General features: G+C 41.3%; 17 protein-coding genes, 4 tRNA genes, 1 pseudogene and 1 riboswitch. Of the genes and pseudogenes, 8 read left to right on the plus strand and 14 right to left on the minus strand.

All coding sequences use genetic code 11. The features are described 5' to 3' along the window. Positions 1–95: 95 nt before the first annotated feature. Positions 96–452 (plus strand): annotated as a pseudogene (locus tag AC25JC_RS15235) (LysE family translocator); the annotation flags it as partial. A gap of 87 nt (positions 453–539) precedes the next feature. On the opposite strand, the gene ribB reads toward AC25JC_RS15235, so the two are convergent. Next, the gene (gene ribB / locus AC25JC_RS15240; protein WP_180101767.1) at positions 540–1,199 is read right to left on the minus strand and encodes a 3,4-dihydroxy-2-butanone-4-phosphate synthase; all 660 of its coding nucleotides are present in this window, start codon (positions 1,197–1,199) and stop codon (positions 540–542) included. A 103-nt stretch (positions 1,200–1,302) separates the two neighbouring features. After that, a riboswitch (FMN riboswitch) is annotated at positions 1,303–1,456 on the minus strand. Between the two features lie 170 nt (positions 1,457–1,626). Between ribB and AC25JC_RS15245 the strand changes: the two genes are divergently transcribed. Both AC25JC_RS15245 and AC25JC_RS15250 read left to right on the plus strand, forming a co-directional pair. After that, positions 1,627–3,468, plus strand: coding sequence for a DUF2157 domain-containing protein (locus AC25JC_RS15245; RefSeq protein WP_486924362.1), 1,842 nt, complete (start codon positions 1,627–1,629; stop codon positions 3,466–3,468). Next, positions 3,468–4,079, plus strand: coding sequence for a GDYXXLXY domain-containing protein (locus AC25JC_RS15250; RefSeq protein WP_486924363.1), 612 nt, complete (start codon positions 3,468–3,470; stop codon positions 4,077–4,079). The genes AC25JC_RS15245 and AC25JC_RS15250 overlap by 1 nt, the downstream gene beginning before the upstream one ends. A 131-nt stretch (positions 4,080–4,210) precedes the next feature. Here the strand turns inward: AC25JC_RS15250 and panD are convergent, their stop codons facing one another. The 11 genes from panD to AC25JC_RS15305 form a co-directional block, all read right to left on the minus strand. After that, entirely contained in the window at positions 4,211–4,591 is a 381-nt protein-coding gene (panD, locus tag AC25JC_RS15255) for an aspartate 1-decarboxylase (RefSeq protein ID WP_078191363.1), read from the minus strand. A 150-nt stretch (positions 4,592–4,741) separates the two neighbouring features. Continuing rightward, positions 4,742–5,317, minus strand: a complete 576-nt coding sequence (gene pth / locus AC25JC_RS15260; RefSeq protein ID WP_168378106.1) for an aminoacyl-tRNA hydrolase — start codon at positions 5,315–5,317, stop codon at positions 4,742–4,744. 20 nt (positions 5,318–5,337) lie between these two features. Beyond that, positions 5,338–5,634, minus strand: a complete 297-nt coding sequence (gene rplY, locus AC25JC_RS15265) for a 50S ribosomal protein L25 (protein ID WP_078192179.1) — start codon at positions 5,632–5,634, stop codon at positions 5,338–5,340. Positions 5,635–5,732: 98 nt separating this feature from the next. Then, positions 5,733–6,686, minus strand: a complete 954-nt coding sequence (locus AC25JC_RS15270; protein WP_078191360.1) for a ribose-phosphate pyrophosphokinase — start codon at positions 6,684–6,686, stop codon at positions 5,733–5,735. A gap of 37 nt (positions 6,687–6,723) precedes the next feature. Further along, positions 6,724–6,798: transfer RNA gene (locus AC25JC_RS15275), tRNA-Gln, on the minus strand. 91 nt (positions 6,799–6,889) lie between these two features. Next, positions 6,890–6,964, minus strand: a tRNA-Gln gene (locus AC25JC_RS15280). A gap of 28 nt (positions 6,965–6,992) precedes the next feature. Beyond that, positions 6,993–7,067, minus strand: a tRNA-Gln gene (locus AC25JC_RS15285). Positions 7,068–7,105: 38 nt separating this feature from the next. Continuing rightward, positions 7,106–7,180 (minus strand) — tRNA-Gln (locus AC25JC_RS15290). Between the two features lie 3 nt (positions 7,181–7,183). Next, positions 7,184–8,023, minus strand: coding sequence for a 4-(cytidine 5'-diphospho)-2-C-methyl-D-erythritol kinase (ispE, locus tag AC25JC_RS15295; protein WP_180114867.1), 840 nt, complete (start codon positions 8,021–8,023; stop codon positions 7,184–7,186). A 28-nt stretch (positions 8,024–8,051) separates the two neighbouring features. Next, complete coding sequence (gene lolB, locus AC25JC_RS15300) at positions 8,052–8,630, minus strand: lipoprotein insertase outer membrane protein LolB (protein ID WP_249734495.1); 579 nt, start codon at positions 8,628–8,630, stop codon at positions 8,052–8,054. A gap of 9 nt (positions 8,631–8,639) precedes the next feature. Then, positions 8,640–10,352 carry a tetratricopeptide repeat protein gene (locus AC25JC_RS15305; RefSeq protein ID WP_180107740.1) on the minus strand — a complete coding sequence of 571 codons (1,713 nt, stop codon included), beginning with the start codon at positions 10,350–10,352 and terminating at the stop codon, positions 8,640–8,642. A 78-nt stretch (positions 10,353–10,430) separates the two neighbouring features. Here AC25JC_RS15305 and hemA point away from each other — a divergent pair, with 78 nt between their 5' ends. Beyond that, positions 10,431–11,714 carry a glutamyl-tRNA reductase gene (gene hemA, locus AC25JC_RS15310; protein WP_486924364.1) on the plus strand — a complete coding sequence of 428 codons (1,284 nt, stop codon included), beginning with the start codon at positions 10,431–10,433 and terminating at the stop codon, positions 11,712–11,714. Positions 11,715–11,769: 55 nt separating this feature from the next. On the opposite strand, the gene AC25JC_RS15315 is transcribed toward hemA, so the two are convergent. Further along, positions 11,770–13,698 carry a DNA primase gene (locus tag AC25JC_RS15315; protein WP_486924365.1) on the minus strand — a complete coding sequence of 643 codons (1,929 nt, stop codon included), beginning with the start codon at positions 13,696–13,698 and terminating at the stop codon, positions 11,770–11,772. 220 nt (positions 13,699–13,918) lie between these two features. Continuing rightward, positions 13,919–14,902 (minus strand): outer membrane protein assembly factor BamD, encoded by a 984-nt coding sequence (locus tag AC25JC_RS15320; RefSeq protein WP_486924366.1) that lies wholly within the window; start codon positions 14,900–14,902, stop codon positions 13,919–13,921. A 71-nt stretch (positions 14,903–14,973) separates the two neighbouring features. On the opposite strand from AC25JC_RS15320, the gene rluD reads away from it, so the two are divergent. The 4 genes from rluD to AC25JC_RS15340 all read left to right on the plus strand — a co-directional run bounded on the left by rluD (position 14,974) and on the right by AC25JC_RS15340 (position 18,982). Next, positions 14,974–16,026, plus strand: coding sequence for a 23S rRNA pseudouridine(1911/1915/1917) synthase RluD (gene rluD / locus AC25JC_RS15325; RefSeq protein WP_078191355.1), 1,053 nt, complete (start codon positions 14,974–14,976; stop codon positions 16,024–16,026). 44 nt (positions 16,027–16,070) lie between these two features. Further along, the gene (gene pgeF, locus AC25JC_RS15330) at positions 16,071–16,811 is read left to right on the plus strand and encodes a peptidoglycan editing factor PgeF (protein WP_486924367.1); all 741 of its coding nucleotides are present in this window, start codon (positions 16,071–16,073) and stop codon (positions 16,809–16,811) included. A gap of 40 nt (positions 16,812–16,851) precedes the next feature. Beyond that, a complete protein-coding gene (locus tag AC25JC_RS15335; protein ID WP_078192171.1) occupies positions 16,852–17,403 on the plus strand; it encodes a flavodoxin family protein in 552 nt (183 codons plus the stop codon). Positions 17,404–17,632: 229 nt separating this feature from the next. After that, positions 17,633–18,982: a hypothetical protein gene (locus AC25JC_RS15340; RefSeq protein ID WP_373684428.1), complete on the plus strand. Its 1,350-nt coding sequence runs from the start codon at positions 17,633–17,635 to the stop codon at positions 18,980–18,982. The last annotated feature ends 37 nt before the right edge of the window (positions 18,983–19,019 follow it).

The raw sequence follows: 19,019 nt of genomic DNA on the forward strand, positions 1-19,019 counted from the left end.
TCGTAATCGAGGAAAAAGACTGGGCTTAAGATTCAATTTAATTGCGGGAATCTATAATTTAGAGCTGAGCAAAAAATGAATTATGAAAGAAGTCTATTGGTTTTGATATTTTAAAAGAAGTAACTATACAGCCCACTGCACAATCTCTGCAGTTAAAAGCAGCACAAGGGGGCTTTAAGAAAGGATTGATCGTGGGAATTTCAAATCCTAAGGATATTATTTTTTTCGCATCATTTTTTCCGCAGTTTGTAGGAATTACTCCTCATCTTAATCTGAGTTTAATTGTGTTGACCCTGAGTTGGATCGTTTTAGATTTCGCAACTTTGTCTTTGGTGTATTTGTCTTTTCATCGATTGTCGAAATCACGCTGGTATAAAAAATTGTTGGCACTGTGTGGGCTGATTTTAGTGGTAGTTGCCATCTACGGGATCTATAACATATTCACGGTTTAATTCTTAACTTGAAATGTGCAGTAAAAAATAAAAAAGGCTGATTCAATCAGCCTTTTTATGAATGTGTAGAGCTTTAATTAATTCGCACTAGAGATTGTGCTGTAAACGATATTGCACAATTTCTTCAATGGTGAGTACAGTCAAATGATGGGTTTGTGCATACGCTAAAACTTGTACGCCATTCGCCATTGTGCCGTCTGGGTTGGTTAATTCACACAAAACACCTGCAGGTTTTAAACCGGCCAGACGTGCCAAATCAATAGTCCCTTCAGTATGTCCACGACGGGTCAATACGCCGCCTTCACGCGCACGTAAAGGAAAAACATGACCCGGACGGTTTAAGTCACTAGCCACAGCACCATCTTTAATTGCGGCTTTGACTGTAGTTGTTCGGTCTTTTGCTGAAACGCCAGTAGTAACACCTTCCGCAGCTTCAATGGTTACGGTAAAGGCAGTTTTAAAATGGCTAGAGTTATCAGACACCATGGGTGGAAGTTCTAAATGATTAGCCTGAGCATCGGTTAAACACAGGCAGACAATCCCTGAACCGTCACGAATCATGCGTGCCATGGTTTCTACAGTCAGTGTTTCTGCAGCAACAATCAGGTCGGCTTCATTTTCACGGTCAAAATCGTCCATGACTAAAACAGGCTTGCCATGACGAATGTCTTCTAAGGCTTGCAGCATTCGCTGTTCTGCAGGTGGAAGGGCAGAAAAGAAAATTTCGGGTTGAATTAAACTAGACATTGAAACGCTCGCGTAAATTTTAGATACGGTTGAACATTTCAGGACATGTGAAATAGTGGCGTTACGATATATATTGAAAATGATCAATGATATAGAGATGTGACGTCGTCTTCTTTCATCCGGACTATACCGTCGGCTCAGGTATTGCACCTGATCTGCGAATCGCGTTTAAACGATTGGCTCGTGGGCTTTTTGTAGGGCTTTCAACCCAGCAAATTTACCACCGGTGGGGAATTTCACCCCGCCCTGAAGCGATGTGTCTTGAGTATAGACCTGTTTGAGTGATGATGGGGGATTATTGCTTAGAATCATTTGCAAAATTTTAGATAAGTAAAGTTATAAGATTGGATTTGTAAGCATTTATATAAAGTGTGTCAAAGCATGCTATCGTGCCGATAAATCAACCATGATTGCATAATGATAAAAAATGACCGTTCCTCAGCATTCTCAGCAGCAAAATATAAAGCTGCATCGTTCACAGTTAGATCAAGAGTTTTCAACAGATCTGTTTCAAGATGTACAGGTTATTCGGTATCTGCAAGTGATTGGTGTTGCACTGATAGCTGCCAGTTTCGTGTATTTGATCGCGGCAAACTGGTTGATGTTGCCAAAATTCATTCAATTGGCAATTCCAATGTTGCTGTTGCTACTGAGTGCTGTGACGAGTGTATATTTTGCAAGGCATGCTTGGATTCAGCAAAGTTTAGATGCTTTAAGTGCTTTGTTGCTCGGATTGAGTTTGGCTGTGATTGGACAGGTCTATCAAACAGGTGCAGACAGTTATCTGTTATTTTTAGTCTGGGCTTTGCTGCTTTTACCTTGGTTATATCGACCGAATATCGGAGTCTTTGCGTTACTGTGTTTGATCAGTCAATTGGCATTATTTTTATATTTTAAACAAAGCTATTTAATCGTTGATCATTCTTGGGGGTATTTACTCTGTATGAATGTATTGACGGCAATTTGTGTGACCTATTGTTTGAAATATTATGCTGCACTGCGCTTAGTATTTATTGCATTTATTACACTAATGTCGATGTATTGCATGTTTTTATACTGTGGAAATGGGGTAGATCAGTATCAATGGCAATATTTAATTTTTGCCTTGTTGCTTCCAATTTATCTGATTATCTATTTTTATCGACAACAGCGTGCATTAGAAACCAGTTTACAAACTGCGGGTCTTGCCGCGAGTTTCAGTATTTTGATTTTCCAATGGGCAGAACATATTTTATCTGACTCGAGTGCAGGATTGTTGGTTTTTGCTTTGCTGATATTTGCTTGGTTTGCGGTGATCAGTTGGGCACTGATGAAATTTCTGCCACAGACTAAATTTGCGGTTATTCCTTTAGCGATTGGGGCATGGTTGGCAGGAATTATTTTATCGAGCTTATTGCTGACCTATTGGAAGGCGTTTTCGATCGTCATGGGCTTAGTTTTTGTAGCTGTGGCTTGGTGGTTGATTCGACGAGCTAAAAGTATCTTTAGTCGCCAATTTGCTTACTGCTTATGGGTATGTGGCCAATCTGCGGTCTTCATTCATACAGAGAGCTTAACCAATAGCATTTCGTTTATTTTAATGTTGCAAATTGGCGTTATATTGCTCTGTTTGTTTAGTCGAATGCATTGGTTTATTGTTTTTATTCAACTCATTGCAGGATACGGCCTTGCAGTGGCCACACTATTTGATGCCGATCTTTTTATGAGCAATGAACATGTCATCTTAGCTGTGATTGGATTGAATTATATTCTACTGATTTTCTTGCTCGGGAGTGCAACAGCTTGGTTGCACTCGATGTATCGAAAAAGCATTGTGTTATGGATGTTATGCATCGTATTGGCGGGTGTGGTGTTGCAGACGTTGTCAAATAACATTCTACAGTTTGAACAGACCCAAAATGGTGTTCTTGACCTGTTTGTCGGTTACCTGCTGCCTGTGGTTTGGCTTGGCCTTTACATCGCAAATCAGCAAAAACAGGTGGGGAGCGAAAAATGGCCGTTACTGCTATTGGGCCTTGTGCTGATTGCGATGGGTTATTTTGAAATTTTCTTATTATTGGTTTTATTGGCATGGGCGCAGGTCTATCAGCAATCTTTGGTTAAAGCCCTGAGCATCGTGTTGATCATTTTTAGCTTATGGATGCTGTACTACAATTTGGGTCTGAGTTTTTTATTAAAAAGTTTAACGATTTTGATCTCTGGCCTTTTGCTGCTTGGCATTACCAAGATGTTATCTGCGATACAGCTTAAACAAGGGGGAGATGTGTGATGACCATACTTAATAAAAAAATACTTCCTGTTGGTTTGGTTGTACTCAGTATTCTTTTATTTGTGCTGATGATTGCACGTCATGAATGGCATCTGGCAAACAGTCAGAGTATTTATGTAAAGCTGCAACCTGTCGATCCGCGCTCTTTGATTCAAGGGGATTATATGGCCTTGAATTATCAGCTCTATTTTGGTGGTCAGCCATCAAAAGAGCAATCTGCCAATGGGCAAGCTGCCAAAGCGAACAAAGAAGAAAATGTATACCGTGACTATTTTGTCGATAAAAACAGTATTGTGAGTTATGCGCAGCTTGATGCACAGCGTAGAGTGATTCGAACCAGTTTCAACCCAGAGTTATTAGCGCAGTATCCAAGCTCATCCACAAAACTGGTGCTCAAAAATCCTGACAATAGATTTGAGGGTTTATATCCCGCTGCGAGCAGCTTTTTATTTGCTGAAGGCTTGGAAGCATGCTATCGCGATTCGCAATATGCAGAGCTAAATGTACAAGAAAATGGTCAGCCTTTGTTGGTGGGTTTGGTCGGAGAGCATTTACAGCCCTTTGATTGTAAACAAAACCAAGTATGGTGGAAGGGCCCGAGAGCAGGGTAGATAAATTGAGCTGTTGAGTTATATGTAGTGATATGCGTCTAATACTGAATTTTTGCAGTCAATAATGCATAGTTTAGCCATAAAAAAGCCCGCAAATTTTGCGGGCTTTTTAGAATCTTTAAATGCTTGAATTAAGCGACTTGAACTGGAATACAGTTCGCTGTGTGGTTCACCGTGTTGTTTGGGTTCGCATAGACTAAGCGTGGCTTATGTGCATTTGCTTCAGCTTCTGTGAAATCACCAAAAGTTGCGATAATCAACAAGTCGCCAATATCTGCTTGGTGAGCAGCACCGCCATTTACAGAGATAATGCCAGAACCTTCTTCACCACGAATGGCATAAGTGGTAAAACGCTTACCATTAGTCACGTTCCACATATGAATTTCTTCATATTCACGGATACCGGCTAAATCTAGAAGAATACCGTCAATTGCACAAGAACCTTCATAATGTAATTCTGCTTGTGTAACGACGCAACGGTGGATTTTAGCTTTTAATAAACGAGATAGCATGGCTAGCGTCTCCTTGGTAGACCTAAGATCGTATCTTATGGTGGAACAATCTCTTGAATGCTGGGTGAGCAGTCAAATGCAAGCGCATTTTGCTCTGAAATCATTCAGATGGCAATAAGTATTGTTCAACAATTTGTGGAATTGTCAGTTCTATTTGTAAGCGTTGATCTGGTTCATGGCTTGCTGAATCTCACCACTTACCAACAATTTAGTACGTGATAAGGCATGTGCAATAGCATCATCCATTAAACCTTGTTCACTACTTGGTGCTTTACCTAAGACATGGCCTGAGACACGTTCTTTAGAACCAGGATGACCAATACCAATACGTAAACGATGGAAATTTGGACCAATATGCGGGACGATATCGCGTAAACCATTATGACCACCATGACCACCGCCAGTTTTCAGGCGAATGACACCAGGGTTCATATCAAGTTCATCGTGTGCGATAAGCATTGCTTCAGGAGCAATTTGATAGAATTTAGCGAAGGGAACAACACTTTGACCAGAGAGGTTCATAAAGGTTGTAGGTAACAGCAGACGAACGTCTTGACCTTCGATATTACCACGACCACTGATGCCTTTATATTTAGGATCAGCTTTAAGTTGGATGCCATATTGTTCTGCAAGGCGTTCTACAAACCAGAAGCCTGCATTATGGCGGGTTTGGGCATACTCAGAACCTGGGTTACCCAAACCAACAATCAGTGAAAGTTTACTCACTCATTTACACCATTTAACACTTATGCGCGTTTGAAGTCAGCGTGCATAGGAGTGTTTTTAGCTGGGTGACGTTGTAAAGCTTGGATTTTAACGCTTTCAGCTTTACCGTCAATGTTGATTTCAACAACTTCTTCAAAGAATGCGTTGTTTTCTAAAGCTTTAACAAGTTCGCGAAGTTCCAAAGTAACTGCTACAGGTTCAGCTGCACCACCGTAGATGATTGCTGGTACTTTATTTTGAAGACGAAGGCGGCGGCTCGAACCTTTCCCTTGTACTGCTTCTTCACGTGCTACTGCATTTAATACGAAGTTTGCCATGATAGACATTCCTATTTAAGTTTAATTAACTAGACCTTCGACCAGTCTAGTGATAGAAAGCCCCACCAAAAGGCAGGGCTTTTAAATTTAGCGCTATATTATAGATAAGAATCGAACATTGCGCTAATAGATTCTTCGTTGTTAATACGACGAATTGTTTCAGCAACCATACTTGCAACTGAAACTTGGCGAATCTTACCAAGAGCTTGAGCTTCTTCTGAAAGCGGAATAGTGTCTGTTACAACCAATTCGTCAATCACAGAGTTTTTCAAGTTTTCTAAAGCTTTACCAGAAAGTACAGGGTGAGTTGCGTAAGCAACAACTTTGCGAGCACCAAAAGTTTTTAGTGCGTCAGCAGCTTTACACAATGTACCTGCTGTATCCACCATATCATCAACGATGACACAGTCACGGCCTTTAACGTCACCGATCAAGTGCATTACTTGAGATTCATTCGCTTTTTGACGGCGTTTGTCGATGATCGCAAGATCGATATCACCCATTTGCTTAGCTACAGCACGCGCACGTACTACACCACCAACGTCAGGAGAAACAACCATTAAGTTGTCGTGTGACTGTTGACGAAGATCTGCTAAAAGTGCAGGAGTACCGTAGATGTTGTCTACAGGAATATCGAAGAAACCTTGGATTTGGTCAGCATGAAGGTCGATCATGACAACGCGGTCAATACCAACAGTTGTGAGCATATCTGCAACAACTTTTGCTGTAATTGGCACACGGCTTGAACGTGGACGACGGTCTTGACGAGCATAACCAAAATAAGGAATAACAGCAGTGATACGACCAGCACTTGCTCGACGCAAAGCATCAGCCATAACTAAGATTTCCATAAGGTTATCGTTAGTTGGAGCACAAGTTGGTTGTACGATGAATACGTCTTTACCACGAACATTTTCAGTAATTTCGACAGCGATTTCACCGTCAGAAAATTGACCTACAGATGCAGCACCTAGAGGGATGTGAAGGTGGCTAACGACTTTTTGGGCGAATTGTGGATGTGCAGATCCACTAAAAACGACAAGATTGGGCATGAAGCACCCTTGGCGGTTGGCAAATTGGAGAATTAGATGGCAGGGGCGGCTGGATTCGAACCAACGGATGCCGAGATCAAAACCCGGTGCCTTACCACTTGGCGACGCCCCTAATGCGGCAGAACTTTAATATTTTTACAGTATTTTGTCAAGTTGAAACAACAAAGATACTGCAAATTATGCTCTGTCTTTTTTGAAGTAAATGGCAGGGGCGGCTGGATTCGAACCAACGGATGCCGAGATCAAAACCCGGTGCCTTACCACTTGGCGACGCCCCTAAATTGATGAAATAGCGAATAAAGTAAATGGCAGGGGCGGCTGGATTCGAACCAACGGATGCCGAGATCAAAACCCGGTGCCTTACCACTTGGCGACGCCCCTAATACTTTACAGCAATTACATCTACAGGTGAAAAATGATGGCAGGGGCGGCTGGATTCGAACCAACGGATGCCGAGATCAAAACCCGGTGCCTTACCACTTGGCGACGCCCCTATATCAAACTTCAAAATGACGTAATGGTGATTCTTGCAAACTGCGAACCAAGTAAGATTTACATGGTGCATTTTTCAATATGTCATCAATATTCATATTTTCAGTCACTTCAGTAAATACACAAGCACCTGTACCTGTAAGCTTTGCTGTACCGAACTGATCTAAGTACCGCATTGCTTCATCGACTTCGGGATATAAGCTTCGTGCCACAGGCTCAAAGTTATTTCCAAAATCAGATGGCGTTTCCTGATAGCCGCAAAATTTAGTGGGCTTTGAGTCTCTTGTCAACGTTTTTTGTGAAAAAAGCAGTTGAGTGCTGATAAAACAGTCAGGTTTTAACACAATGTACTGTTTTTGAGCTAAATCTATGAATGTTAAGTGTTCACCGATGCCTTCTGCCCATGCATTTAGACCATGTACAAACACGGGAACATCTGCCCCAAGTTGTAAGCCGAGTTCTGCAAGTTGTTCGGTATTTAGACCACATTTCCATAGTTGATTGAGCACGATTAGGGTGGTGGCTGCATTGGATGAACCACCGCCGAGCCCTGCACCCATCGGAATATTTTTTTCAATGTGGATTTTTTGTGCAGTCAGTGCTTTAGCAAACGGTTTGAGTATTTGAGCAGCACGATAAATTAAATTTTGCTCTAGATTGACGCTGTTTAAGCCCTCAATTTGAATAAAATCTTCATCAGCAGAATTTGCAAGTGGGTGAAATTCCATCCAATCCGATAAATCGATGAGCTGAAAAATCGTTTGTAATTCGTGATATCCATTCGGACGTCGGCCAGTAATGTGCAAAAACAAATTGAGTTTTGCAGGAGAAGGTACACGAATCACAGAAGTCATAGCTCAGTTTTTAGGCAAATTAACGATTTTGAATCACCATTGTAATACGGTTTTCCTGACCGGATTCAAGTGCTTGTTTTAAAATTAACTTGTTCGGTACCGTTGCAGTCTCGTTATAACTGAGGTCAACGGTCCAACCATCTTCAATAATCTGTTGTGGGCGCTGCGCAGTATCGCGTTGAATTTTTGCTTGTGTGGTTGCAGGGCGCGCCTGTACCCAGTCGACGAGGTGGGTAATGGGAGCTTGCCAACCGGTAGCACGTTCGAGTAATTCTTCTGGTGTTGCTGCTTCAATCAAACCGGTTTTTGCACTATTGAGTTGAACTTGACCGGGTTTACCGCTGATTTGAGTTTTTCCAACACCTAATATGCCACTCAGTTCGATATCATATTCATTGCGGTCTTGAACCCAAGTAAAAAAAGCACTTCCTGACTGTTGTGGCGTGCGCACACCAATCTTACCTTGTAAGTTGAATTGATTTGCAGCGACTTCTTCAGGGCTGGGTTGATCGGGTGTTTTAACATATTGCTGACAACCGGTAAAAAATAAAGCGCAGCAGGTCAGGGCAGATACCCCAAATTTTGAAGATACTTGCATAAAGTCTTTCTAACTCTTTTTCATGGGTTGGGGTAACAATAACGAATGTAGTTGCTCTAATTGCGGATCATTCGGATGTTTTTGTTGGAGTTGTTGTAACAACGCGTCAAATTTATTCATATCACCTTGCATGAAGACTGATCGTGCATAGCGAATGCCAATTTTTAAACTATTACTCAGTTCATACGCTTTGGCCAAAACAGATGCAGATGTACTAAAATCATTTTGCAAATAACAAATATAACCGAACGTATCTAAGATTGAAGCTTGCTCAGGAGCATATTCTAAGGCATGTTCGACGTATTTTCGGGCTTCATCTAAGCGTCTATTTTGTACCGCCAATGTATAGGCATATGCATTTAAATAGGTCGGACTATTGGGTTCAATTTCGAGTAATTGTTTTAGTAATTGGTCGAGTCTATCTTTATCTTGATGGGCGTCGAGCAGTAGAACTTCGGCATAAATGAGCTCAGGATCTTCGGGCAAGTTTTTTACCGCTTCATCAAGCAAACGGACTGCTGCTTTTTTATTGTTCATGCGTTTTAAAATATCCGCCTGAGCAAGATATAAGAAACTGGCATGTTGAGGATAATTAACCCGCTCTTGGGTTAAAAAGCGCAGTGCATCATGCAGCTTATTTTGCTGGCTAAAAATGCTGATCATATTGCGCCGTGAAACTGTATAAAGACTGCCATCAACAAGGCGATAATAGGCTTTTGCCGTTTCATAATGCTGTTTGCGTTCAGCATTTACTGCGAGATAGTAATACGCTTCATTTTGGTATTTGCTCGAATAACGTAACTCCACCAAATACTTTTCGGCTTTTTCATAAAGCTCTAAGTCAATACTGGTCAAACCTGCCATAAATAGCGGTTCTTCAGCAGATGGCCATTTCTTTAGTATATCTTCGAGTTTTTCTAGACCTAATTCTGACTGATTGATTTTAATTAAATATTTTGCTTCTGCTAAGCGAACTTCCATATTGTTGCGGTGTTTACGGCTGGATTTTTCGAACCATTTTAAGGTTTCGTCTTCATCACCCAACGACATGAGTAAATTGGCTTTCATTAGGATATAGCCAGTCACTTTCGGGCGTTTTTTTAGTGCTAAATTAATGGTATCTAAGGCATCAGCAAAGGCACCATTTTGAGCTTGTAAACCTGCGACTAAGACCAAAATAGAAGGGTTGGTTTTTTCTTTGCTAGCGGTCAGTGCTTGAATCAGATAAGCGCGATCTTCCTCTGATTCAGGGGAAATACCCGCCAAAATTTGTTCTAAATCTGCATTTGGGTCAATGGTTAAAATTTTATCAAGTGTTTCGGCGGCAAGCTCATATTCATGGGCTTTCAAAGCAATATGTGATAAATAAAATAATGCTGGTACATCTTCAGGTTCTTGCACAACCCAATGTGTAGCAATATCTAAGGCTGCTTGTAAATCATTTTGCTCAATAGCAACGTTTAAAGCACGCTGTTTGACCATGGTGGATTTACTTTTGATTGCAAGCACGGTGTAATTATGAAGCGCGGTTGGGATGTCGTTATAAGCTAAGGCAAATTCTGCAATCATACTTTGTTTAATTGCATCATATCCTGAATTTGCATGGTAAACTTCTCCCACGGCCCGAATTGGGGCAGTAGAAGCCATGCTACCAACAAGTAAGAATGTGGTAGAATACTGCTTTATTGTCTGGCCGTTCAGTCGGCTATTTGTTAGACGCAATTTTTCTTGATCCAAGTAATGCTTTTTATGACGCCGATAATGCACAATAGCATAAATTTAGCGAAATGATGATCTGATATGTCTTTCTTTGCATTGGGTGTCAACCATCAAACCGCCTCTGTAGAACTGCGCGAACAGATTGCATTTAACCCTGAAAAGTTAACAGCGCTGCTTGAACAGCAAAGCCATGCACCTGAACTCAATGACATGGTGGTGGTATCTACATGTAATCGTACTGAAGTCTATGCGATGTCTGAAAATGCAGACATGGTATTGAATTGGCTTGCCCAATCAAATGGTATTGATGTAAAGCAATTGTCAAATCATGTGTATCGTTATGAAAATGCACAGGCGGTGACACACCTCATGCGTGTGGCTAGCGGCTTGGATTCGCTCATGCTTGGTGAGCCTCAAATCTTAGGTCAAGTTAAAACGGCTTTGTCCTTAGCCAAAGATGCCGAAACTGTCTCCCCAAATTTAAACCGTATTTTTGAATATGCCTTTTATGCGGCAAAACGAGTGCGTTCTGAAACAGCCGTAGGAAGTCATGCGGTGTCGATGGGCTATGCCGTTGCTCAGCTAGCTTTACAGGTTTTTAGTCAGCCTGAAAAATTGACGGTCATGATTGTTGCTGCTGGTGAAATGAATAGCTTGGTTGCAAAGCATTTGGCCGAAATGGGTGTGGGCAGAATTATTATCTGTAACCGTACACGTACCCGTGCCGAAGCTTTATCCCAAGAGATTGCTCATCGTGTAGAAGTCGAAATTATTGATTTTGCAGATTTGGCAGACAATTTACATCGTGCAGATGTAATTTCAAGTTGTACCGGAAGCTTGCATCAAGTGATTTATTTTACGGATGTCAAAGCAGCACTGAAAAAACGTCGTTATAAACAAATGCTGTTGGTTGATTTGGCTGTACCACGAGATATTGAAGCCAAAGTTGAAAGTTTAGATGGTGTTTATTTATATGGTGTCGATGATCTGCAAACTGTCATTGAAGAAAACTTGGCTCAGCGTCGTCAGGCGGCAGTTGAAGCCGAAGTGATGGTTAATCAGCTTGCGACAGATTTAATCACACAGCAAAAAGTGAATTTGGCTGGCTCGACAATTCATGCATACCGTGAACATGGGGAGTCATTGCGTCAAGAAGAGCTGGCTTTGGCCTTGAATCGTCTACAAAAGGGCGAAGATGCTGCGAAGATTATGCAAGAAATGTCACATCGTTTAACCCAAAAGCTGTTGCATCCAACCTCTATCGTGCTGCGCAATGCAGCGATGGCGGAAGATCCCGCTTATTTTGAAATGATAGAAAAAAATTTAGTTAATGTGGCTGAAAATCGCCGTAAACCAAAGAAATAAATAAGCTGATTCATTGAATAGTATGTTGTTCACAGCTTGAACTTGAAATTAAAACTTAATCTTCAAGGAGCGTGAGCGATCTTTTTTTATCAATATCATAAATACGTTGTTTTAAATTACGCATTTCTGCAAGGCTAGAAAACTTATTCGACTTGATCTTGAGTTGTAAGAATTGATATTGCAATTTTGTCGATAAATCTGCCGCAAGTTTATCTGCTTGTTCAGGTGAAGACGTATAATCGCTGATATTGGCATGCTCTAAAATACGTTGTAATTCATGATGATGTGCTGCACAAGCACCGAGTACATAATAGGTTGATAACTCTGGATCATCAGGCAATTCATCAAAAATTACATTGAAAATATTTAAAACATGATAAAGCAATAAATCTTGTGAAACTAAAGCGCGTAAGGGCTCAAAGTGAATGTAGAGATAAGGATGATTGATTAAAATCGCAATCACATATTCTTCAGCATCAATTTTTGTACTAAAGCTCAATGATGCATCATTATTGACTTGAGGCTGCCACTTTCGGCTAAACCCTAATTTTTCACGGAAATATTGTTGTAGCAAATAACGATATGAACCACCTTTCGGCAACAGTTCAGTGAGCTGTCTGAGTTCACCCATCACCTGACTTTTACCCTCAGGTGAACTGACATCATGATTTTGCGTTAAATGTGCAAAAACAAATTCAGAAAGAAGCGGTGAGGTGTGCAGTAACCGTCGAAAATTTTCAATACCTTCACGGCGGATCAATGAATCTGGGTCATGGTCATTCGGCAATACAAAGAATTTAAGTTCACGTCCATCATTCAGTAATGGAAGGGCAATTTCGAGCGTACGACGAGCTGCTTTTTGACCTGCGGCATCACCATCAAATGCAATGGTAATGCGGCTATTTTGCTTAAATAAAATGTTTAAATGTTCAGTATTACTGGCAGTCCCTAAAGTCGCTACAGCGCCATGAATGCCATATTGCTGTAGGGCAATAACATCCATATAACCTTCGACCATTAACCAATCTTGGGCTTTTTGTTTACGGCCTTCGTATAAACCATAAAGTAACTGGTTTTTATGGAAAACTTCAGAGTCTGGGGAGTTGATGTATTTCGGTTTGATTTCATCATTTAAGGCACGACCACCAAAACCGACCACACGACCTTTCGCATCTCGAATCGGGAAAATCACCCGCTCGCGCAGTAGGTCAAAGTCACGACCACTGTCACTGGTTCGAATCAAACCGAGAAGTTTGAGTCCTTCGATATCTTGTGGAAAGGCTTTTTCCAGATGTTGCCAATCTTCAGGGGCATAGCCTAAGCGCCAATAGGCGATGGTGTCTGCACTGAGACCCCGTTGTTTAAAATAAGCTTGCCCAATTGGACTGAGCGGAAGTTGTTGCTCATAAAACTGTGCGACATTTTCCAGCAAGTCATATAAGTTTCCTTCTTGCGGCACATCTTCAAAACCATTGGTAACTTGGTCAAAGTGAGCAAACGGATCGTTCCCATAAAAGGCATCTTCGTTATTTTGAAACTCAGCAAATGGGTCGTGTTCGAAATTTACTGCAGCAGGATTTGTGTCGGTTTCGCCTGTTTTGGGTGGCAGAGCTTTTGCTTCGATTGGAGGTTTTTGTACAGGTTTGGGTTTAGATTCGCGTTTATATTTGAGTTTATTGGAATCGTTATTGTCTTTCGGTAGTTCAATACCTGTTTGGCTAGATAAATCCTTCATTACTTCGATGAAGTTACGGCTACCAATATCCATTAAAAAACGGATGGCATTACCATTGGCCTGACAACCAAAGCAGTGAAAATATTGTTTATCACGATAGACATGGAAAGATGGCGATTTTTCCTGATGGAATGGGCAGCATCCTGAGTAGGTGCGTCCAGTCTTTTTCAATTTCACAAATTGACCAATCACATCGACAATATCGGTGCGATCTAAAATTTGATCAATTGTATGTTGAGGAATGGCCATGCTGTTTTATCTGTCTATCTATTGAATTTGGGCAGTTCGGAAATATTTTGAAATCAGCAATGCTGTAAGTTCAGGTGGAGATCCAGTACAGCATCGTCCATCGAACTATTGTATACCTTTTAATCTAACCGAATCTGTAGATCCTGAAAAGATAAAAGGGCAAGTATTCTAACTTGCCCTTTGTGAAAAATCGACCTTCGTTGCGACTATATTATTCAGCTTATTCTGACGACTCAGTTTTTTCGCTATGAGGACGATCCAATAAGCCAAAGCTTAAACGATTGGTTAAACTGCGTTTTTCTTCATCGGTTTCAACTACGTGTGTAGAGGTTTGCTCAGACATCGTCTGTGCTTCTTTACCGAAAATACCCAAAGTTGCACGGTTAAGGAAGCTGCCTTCACTACGTGCAGCACGCATATTGACCGTACCGTCTGACTTCACAAGTTTTGGATAGTTCAGTTTAAGTACTTCAATGTATTGCTGAGACGTGGTTTTATCACCAAGTTTGTCGTAACCATAGGCTACAGTCGCTAGAGCTTCTGGAACTTGTGGCGCTTGCGGATAATGTTCGATCACCCAAAGTGAACGTTCAACAGCAGCTAACCATGCTTTACGCTTCACATTAAAACGCGCCGCATTCATTTCGCTTTCAGCCAATTCTTGACTGATGAACTTCATACGTTGTGCGGCATCGACTGCATATTCACTCGATGGGTAGCGACGGATAAAGTCGACAAAGTTTTGATAAGCCACTTTGAGATAGCTCACATCACGATGCGATTGCTTTAAAGAAGTATAGCGAAGCAAACCGTTGTAGTTTTGCTCCATGTTTGAAACACCACGCACGTAGTACGCATAATCAACTTGCGGATGTTGTGGGTTCATACGAATAAAACGGTCTGCAAGTGCAATCGCACCTTCATAGTCTTTTTGCTGAAACTTTACATACAATAGTTCAAGTTGTGCTTGCTGCGCATAGTTACCTGTAGGGTAGTAGGTCTCTAGAGCTTCAAGGTGTTTTGCTGCATCTGTATATTGGTTACGTTCAAGCGCTTTTTGTGCTTTTTCGATATAAATCTGTTCGCTTGATTGTGGACCTGTGTCGACCACTTCTTTCTTTGGATTACTGCTACAGCCTACCATTGCCGATGCAATGCCTATTGTTAGAGCAAGCATTGTCATTTTATATTTTGGTAGCGACATAAAAATTCCTCTGTTAATACGGGCAATGAGCTACAATTGAACTATTAAACCACTTTTGTCTGAATGAGCAAATGAGTCAAGCACAATCTTCCAATTCTAATTTCCCTGAAACTGATTTCAATTTACTTGAAGATTCTGAGGATGCAGATAACCATACTTCAGACTCAACTGCAACACGTTTATCGTTGCAATTTCAATTGGATGAAAGCTATTTAGGACAACGTATTGATCAGGTTTCAGCACTGGTTTGGACTGATTTTTCTCGTGAAAAGCTAAAACAGTGGCTCAAAGAGGGCCATTTGTTGGTCAATGGTAACACTGTGAAACCAAAGTACAAATGCGAAGGCACAGAGTTATTGACTTTAGACGTCGAGTTAGAAGCACAAACCCGTAGCTTACCTGAAGATATTCCACTTAATATTGTCTATGAAGATGACGATATTATGGTGATTAATAAACCTGTCGGTATGGTTGTACATCCGGGCGCTGGAAACAGTACAGGCACATTGGTGAATGCAATTTTGCACCATTACCCAAAATCTTCAGAGTTGACCCGTGCAGGTTTGGTGCATCGTATTGATAAAGACACCTCTGGTTTGTTGGTTGTTGCGAAAAACCTCGAATCCCAATTTTCTTTAAGTAAGCAATTGGCGAAGAAATCGGTTTACCGTATTTACGATTTGATCGTATATGGCAACATTATTGCTGGCGGTACAGTCGATGAACCAATTAAACGTCATCCTGTCGATCGCATCAAAATGGCAGTCTTGCCGGGCGGTAAAGATGCGGTGACTCACTATAATGTGAAAGAACGTTTCCAAAACTTTACCCGCGTTCAAGCACGTTTAGAAACGGGTCGTACCCATCAAATTCGTGTGCATTTCACTTATATCGGTCATGGTCTTGTGGGCGATCAAGTGTATGTACCACGTGTACGTATGCCTGCAGGCGCGTCGATGTTATTAGATGACACTTTACGTGGCTTTAAACGTCAAGCGTTACACGCGGTTAAATTGGGTCTCGTTCATCCACGTACAGGAGAAGACATGATGTTTGAAGCACCATGGCCTGAAGACTTTAATCAATTGGTTGAAGTATTACGTAGCGAAAACAAAGCGTATTAAGTTTTAACCTGATTTACACGCCATAGATAGAAAAGGACGGCAACATGCAATTTGTTCAGGGACTTCCACAGGGTGTTTTTGTGGGACAAACTCGAGTTCATCATGATCAGACGCAACCCTCTGAACAACCTGAACTGGCAGGATTTAATCTGGCATTGCATGTGGGAGATGATGCAGCGCGTGTGCAAAAGCACCGAATGCAGTTGTTGAACGACTTTGCTGAATATGGCGTGAATAAAATCAGTTGGATGAACCAAACGCACAGTACGCTATGCCATCGCATTGATGAACAGATCAACTTTGTTGCACCCGAAGGCGATGGTATGGTCACGCAGTCTAAACATCATGCCCTGATGATGATGACCGCAGACTGCTTACCTGTGGTTTTGGGTAATACTGACGGGACTGAAGTTGCCAATCTGCATGCAGGTTGGAAGGGCTTGGCCAACGGTATTGTGGAAAACACCATTGCAGCCATTCACACACAGCCAACATGGGCTTGGTTGGGGGCAGCAATTTGCCAAGAGAGTTTTGAAATTGGTGCAGAAGTCAAAGCTGCCTTTTGTTCCAAATATCCAGAACTTGAAAGTGCATTTAAAGCTGGTGTAAAGGAAGGTAAATATTATGCTGATCTTTATGCGATAGCGCGTTATATTCTTGCATTACATGGGGTTAAAGCTGTAACCGGTGGCGACCAATGTACCTTTTTGCAAGCTGAAGAATATTTTTCTTATCGCCGAGAAGCGAAAACAGGACGTATGGCAACATTCGTCTTTATGCTTTGAAAATGCTAAACTTGACTGAATCTATCGACTTTTAAATGTTATGTCTTTGACTGCTAAATCTCTTGCTGTTGTTTACCACAGCCCCTATGGGCACACTGCCAAAGTGGCGAATTTCATTGTACAAGGTGCAGAAAAAGCCGGTGTAAAAGTCCATCTCATGAATGTAGAGCATGTGGATTGGGATGAATTGGACAGTGCAGATGCCATCGTTTTTGGATGCCCAACCTATATGGGCAGTATGAGTGCGGCAATGAAATTATTCATGGAGCAATCATCTAAACGCTGGTTAGCACGGACATGGCAAGGCAAGTTAGCCGCTGGTTTTACCAATGGTGGCGGCTTAAGTGGAGATAAATTGGCAGTATTGCAGCAAATCAATTTATTCGCCATGCAGCACGGCATGTTGTGGAGCGGTCTTCCATTGATGCCAACTGGACGAAGCACAACAGATTTAAATCGGATGTCGAGCTTTTTAGGTTTAATGACACAATCGGATAATGCGCCTGTTGAAGTCACGCCACCTGCGGGTGATTTAGAAACCGCTATTTGGTTTGGTGAATATCTGGGACTGTTGTTAAATAAAGTTAATTAATTTGTAAATAAATCGTTTGAACTATCATTTATAAATCTTTGAAAACCCTAGTGATGGAAATGTTACTGGGGTTTTTATTGGCCTAAAATTCGTGAAAATTGGCATTTTGTATAATTGAGTTGTGATGCGTGTCACAAATTGCCATTCATTTACGCCAACGCTATTGATTTAATCTTCTCATAAATTTCACTCGGGATGAGTGACGAATATTAAAAAGGATTAAATAATCGTGAAAAAAACAATAGTCGCAATGGCATTGACCTTATGTGTTTCTGACGTTGTTTTTGCAGCAGAAGGATTGGTGGGATTAGCAGATGAAGAATTGTCTGCCATCAATGGTGCTGCATTGATGAATATGTCCTATACCGATCCTATTTTGGTCAACCAACAAATGGTCGATGAAAATATTGGTTTCTACAAACTCAGTTTAGATGCCGTCATGGATCTGAACGTCAATGTCAAAAGTTTGCAACTCGGCTGTGGTGGGGTAAATGGGTCAAATGGCTGTGATATTGATATTCGTCATCTAGCGTTGAGTGGTAATGCAACGTCGACCGATGCCAACGGTAATCCCGTCTTTAATGGTGATCGAGCGTCAACCAGTGCCGAACTGAAAAATCCGTTTATTGAATTTGCAATTAAAAACCCAAAACAAGCCGCTTTACGCGAAGTTAAAGGCTTCCGTGTCAGTGCTGAATCAATTACAGGTTTATTGACCACTGGTATTCAAAATACGGGTGCGCCGACAGATGGGATTAAGTCACTGAGCGGTTATATGAAAATTGCACCGACTACAGGGACAGCAAAGACCCAAGCCGCGATCTTTGGGGATAGCACCAGTGAGACTTTATCGGGGAACTTGGTGATTAATACGATTTGGAACAATGATCGTAGCTTTGTCAGCCAACCCGAAAATAGTAAGGGTTTAAAAATTCCTTCAATGAATGTGCCATTTACCGTCCCTGAAATTACCATCAACGGAAAACGACAAACTCAAGCCGTTGCCAAAAATATCAGTGCGACTGTACCGTCGATTCAACTCAACCGTGATAGTGGTAGTTTGCAGGTCAAACTTGACCGTAATTTGTTATGGGTAGAAGGGGCGCAGTTCTTTATGGATTCGGGCTCATCAATTGATGGTTTGAAAATGAACATTACCTTTGAGCAAGCCTTAAATATGATTCATAACATTCCACTAAATGGCACAGCCGGTTATTTATCGCTTCAATCTCAAGATATTAGTTGGCCAGATGCCAATCCCGATGATATTGCACGTACAGGTTGGTGGATGTCATTTAAAGACCCGATCAATATTGGCAAATTAAATCCAACATCTGAAGTGGATATCTCAGGCGTCTTGCCACAAGTTGCTCAAAAAGTATCGCAAATTTTAACCAATGAACCGATTTATATTCCATTAGGTTCTGCTGTTGGTGCAGCATTTGGTTTACCGATTTATAAAAATGTCGGTTCAATTAACCTTAGTAATGCCGGTGCGGCCAATTTAACGTTAAAAAATCAGGTCTTGGGAAATCAGGAAGTTCGGACCAACTGTTTTGGTGGATTGAAATTCTGCTAAATCTGCAATTTAAAAATAAAAAAACCTCCAAGATGGA

This window comes from Acinetobacter sp. P37 (genome assembly GCF_057480965.1).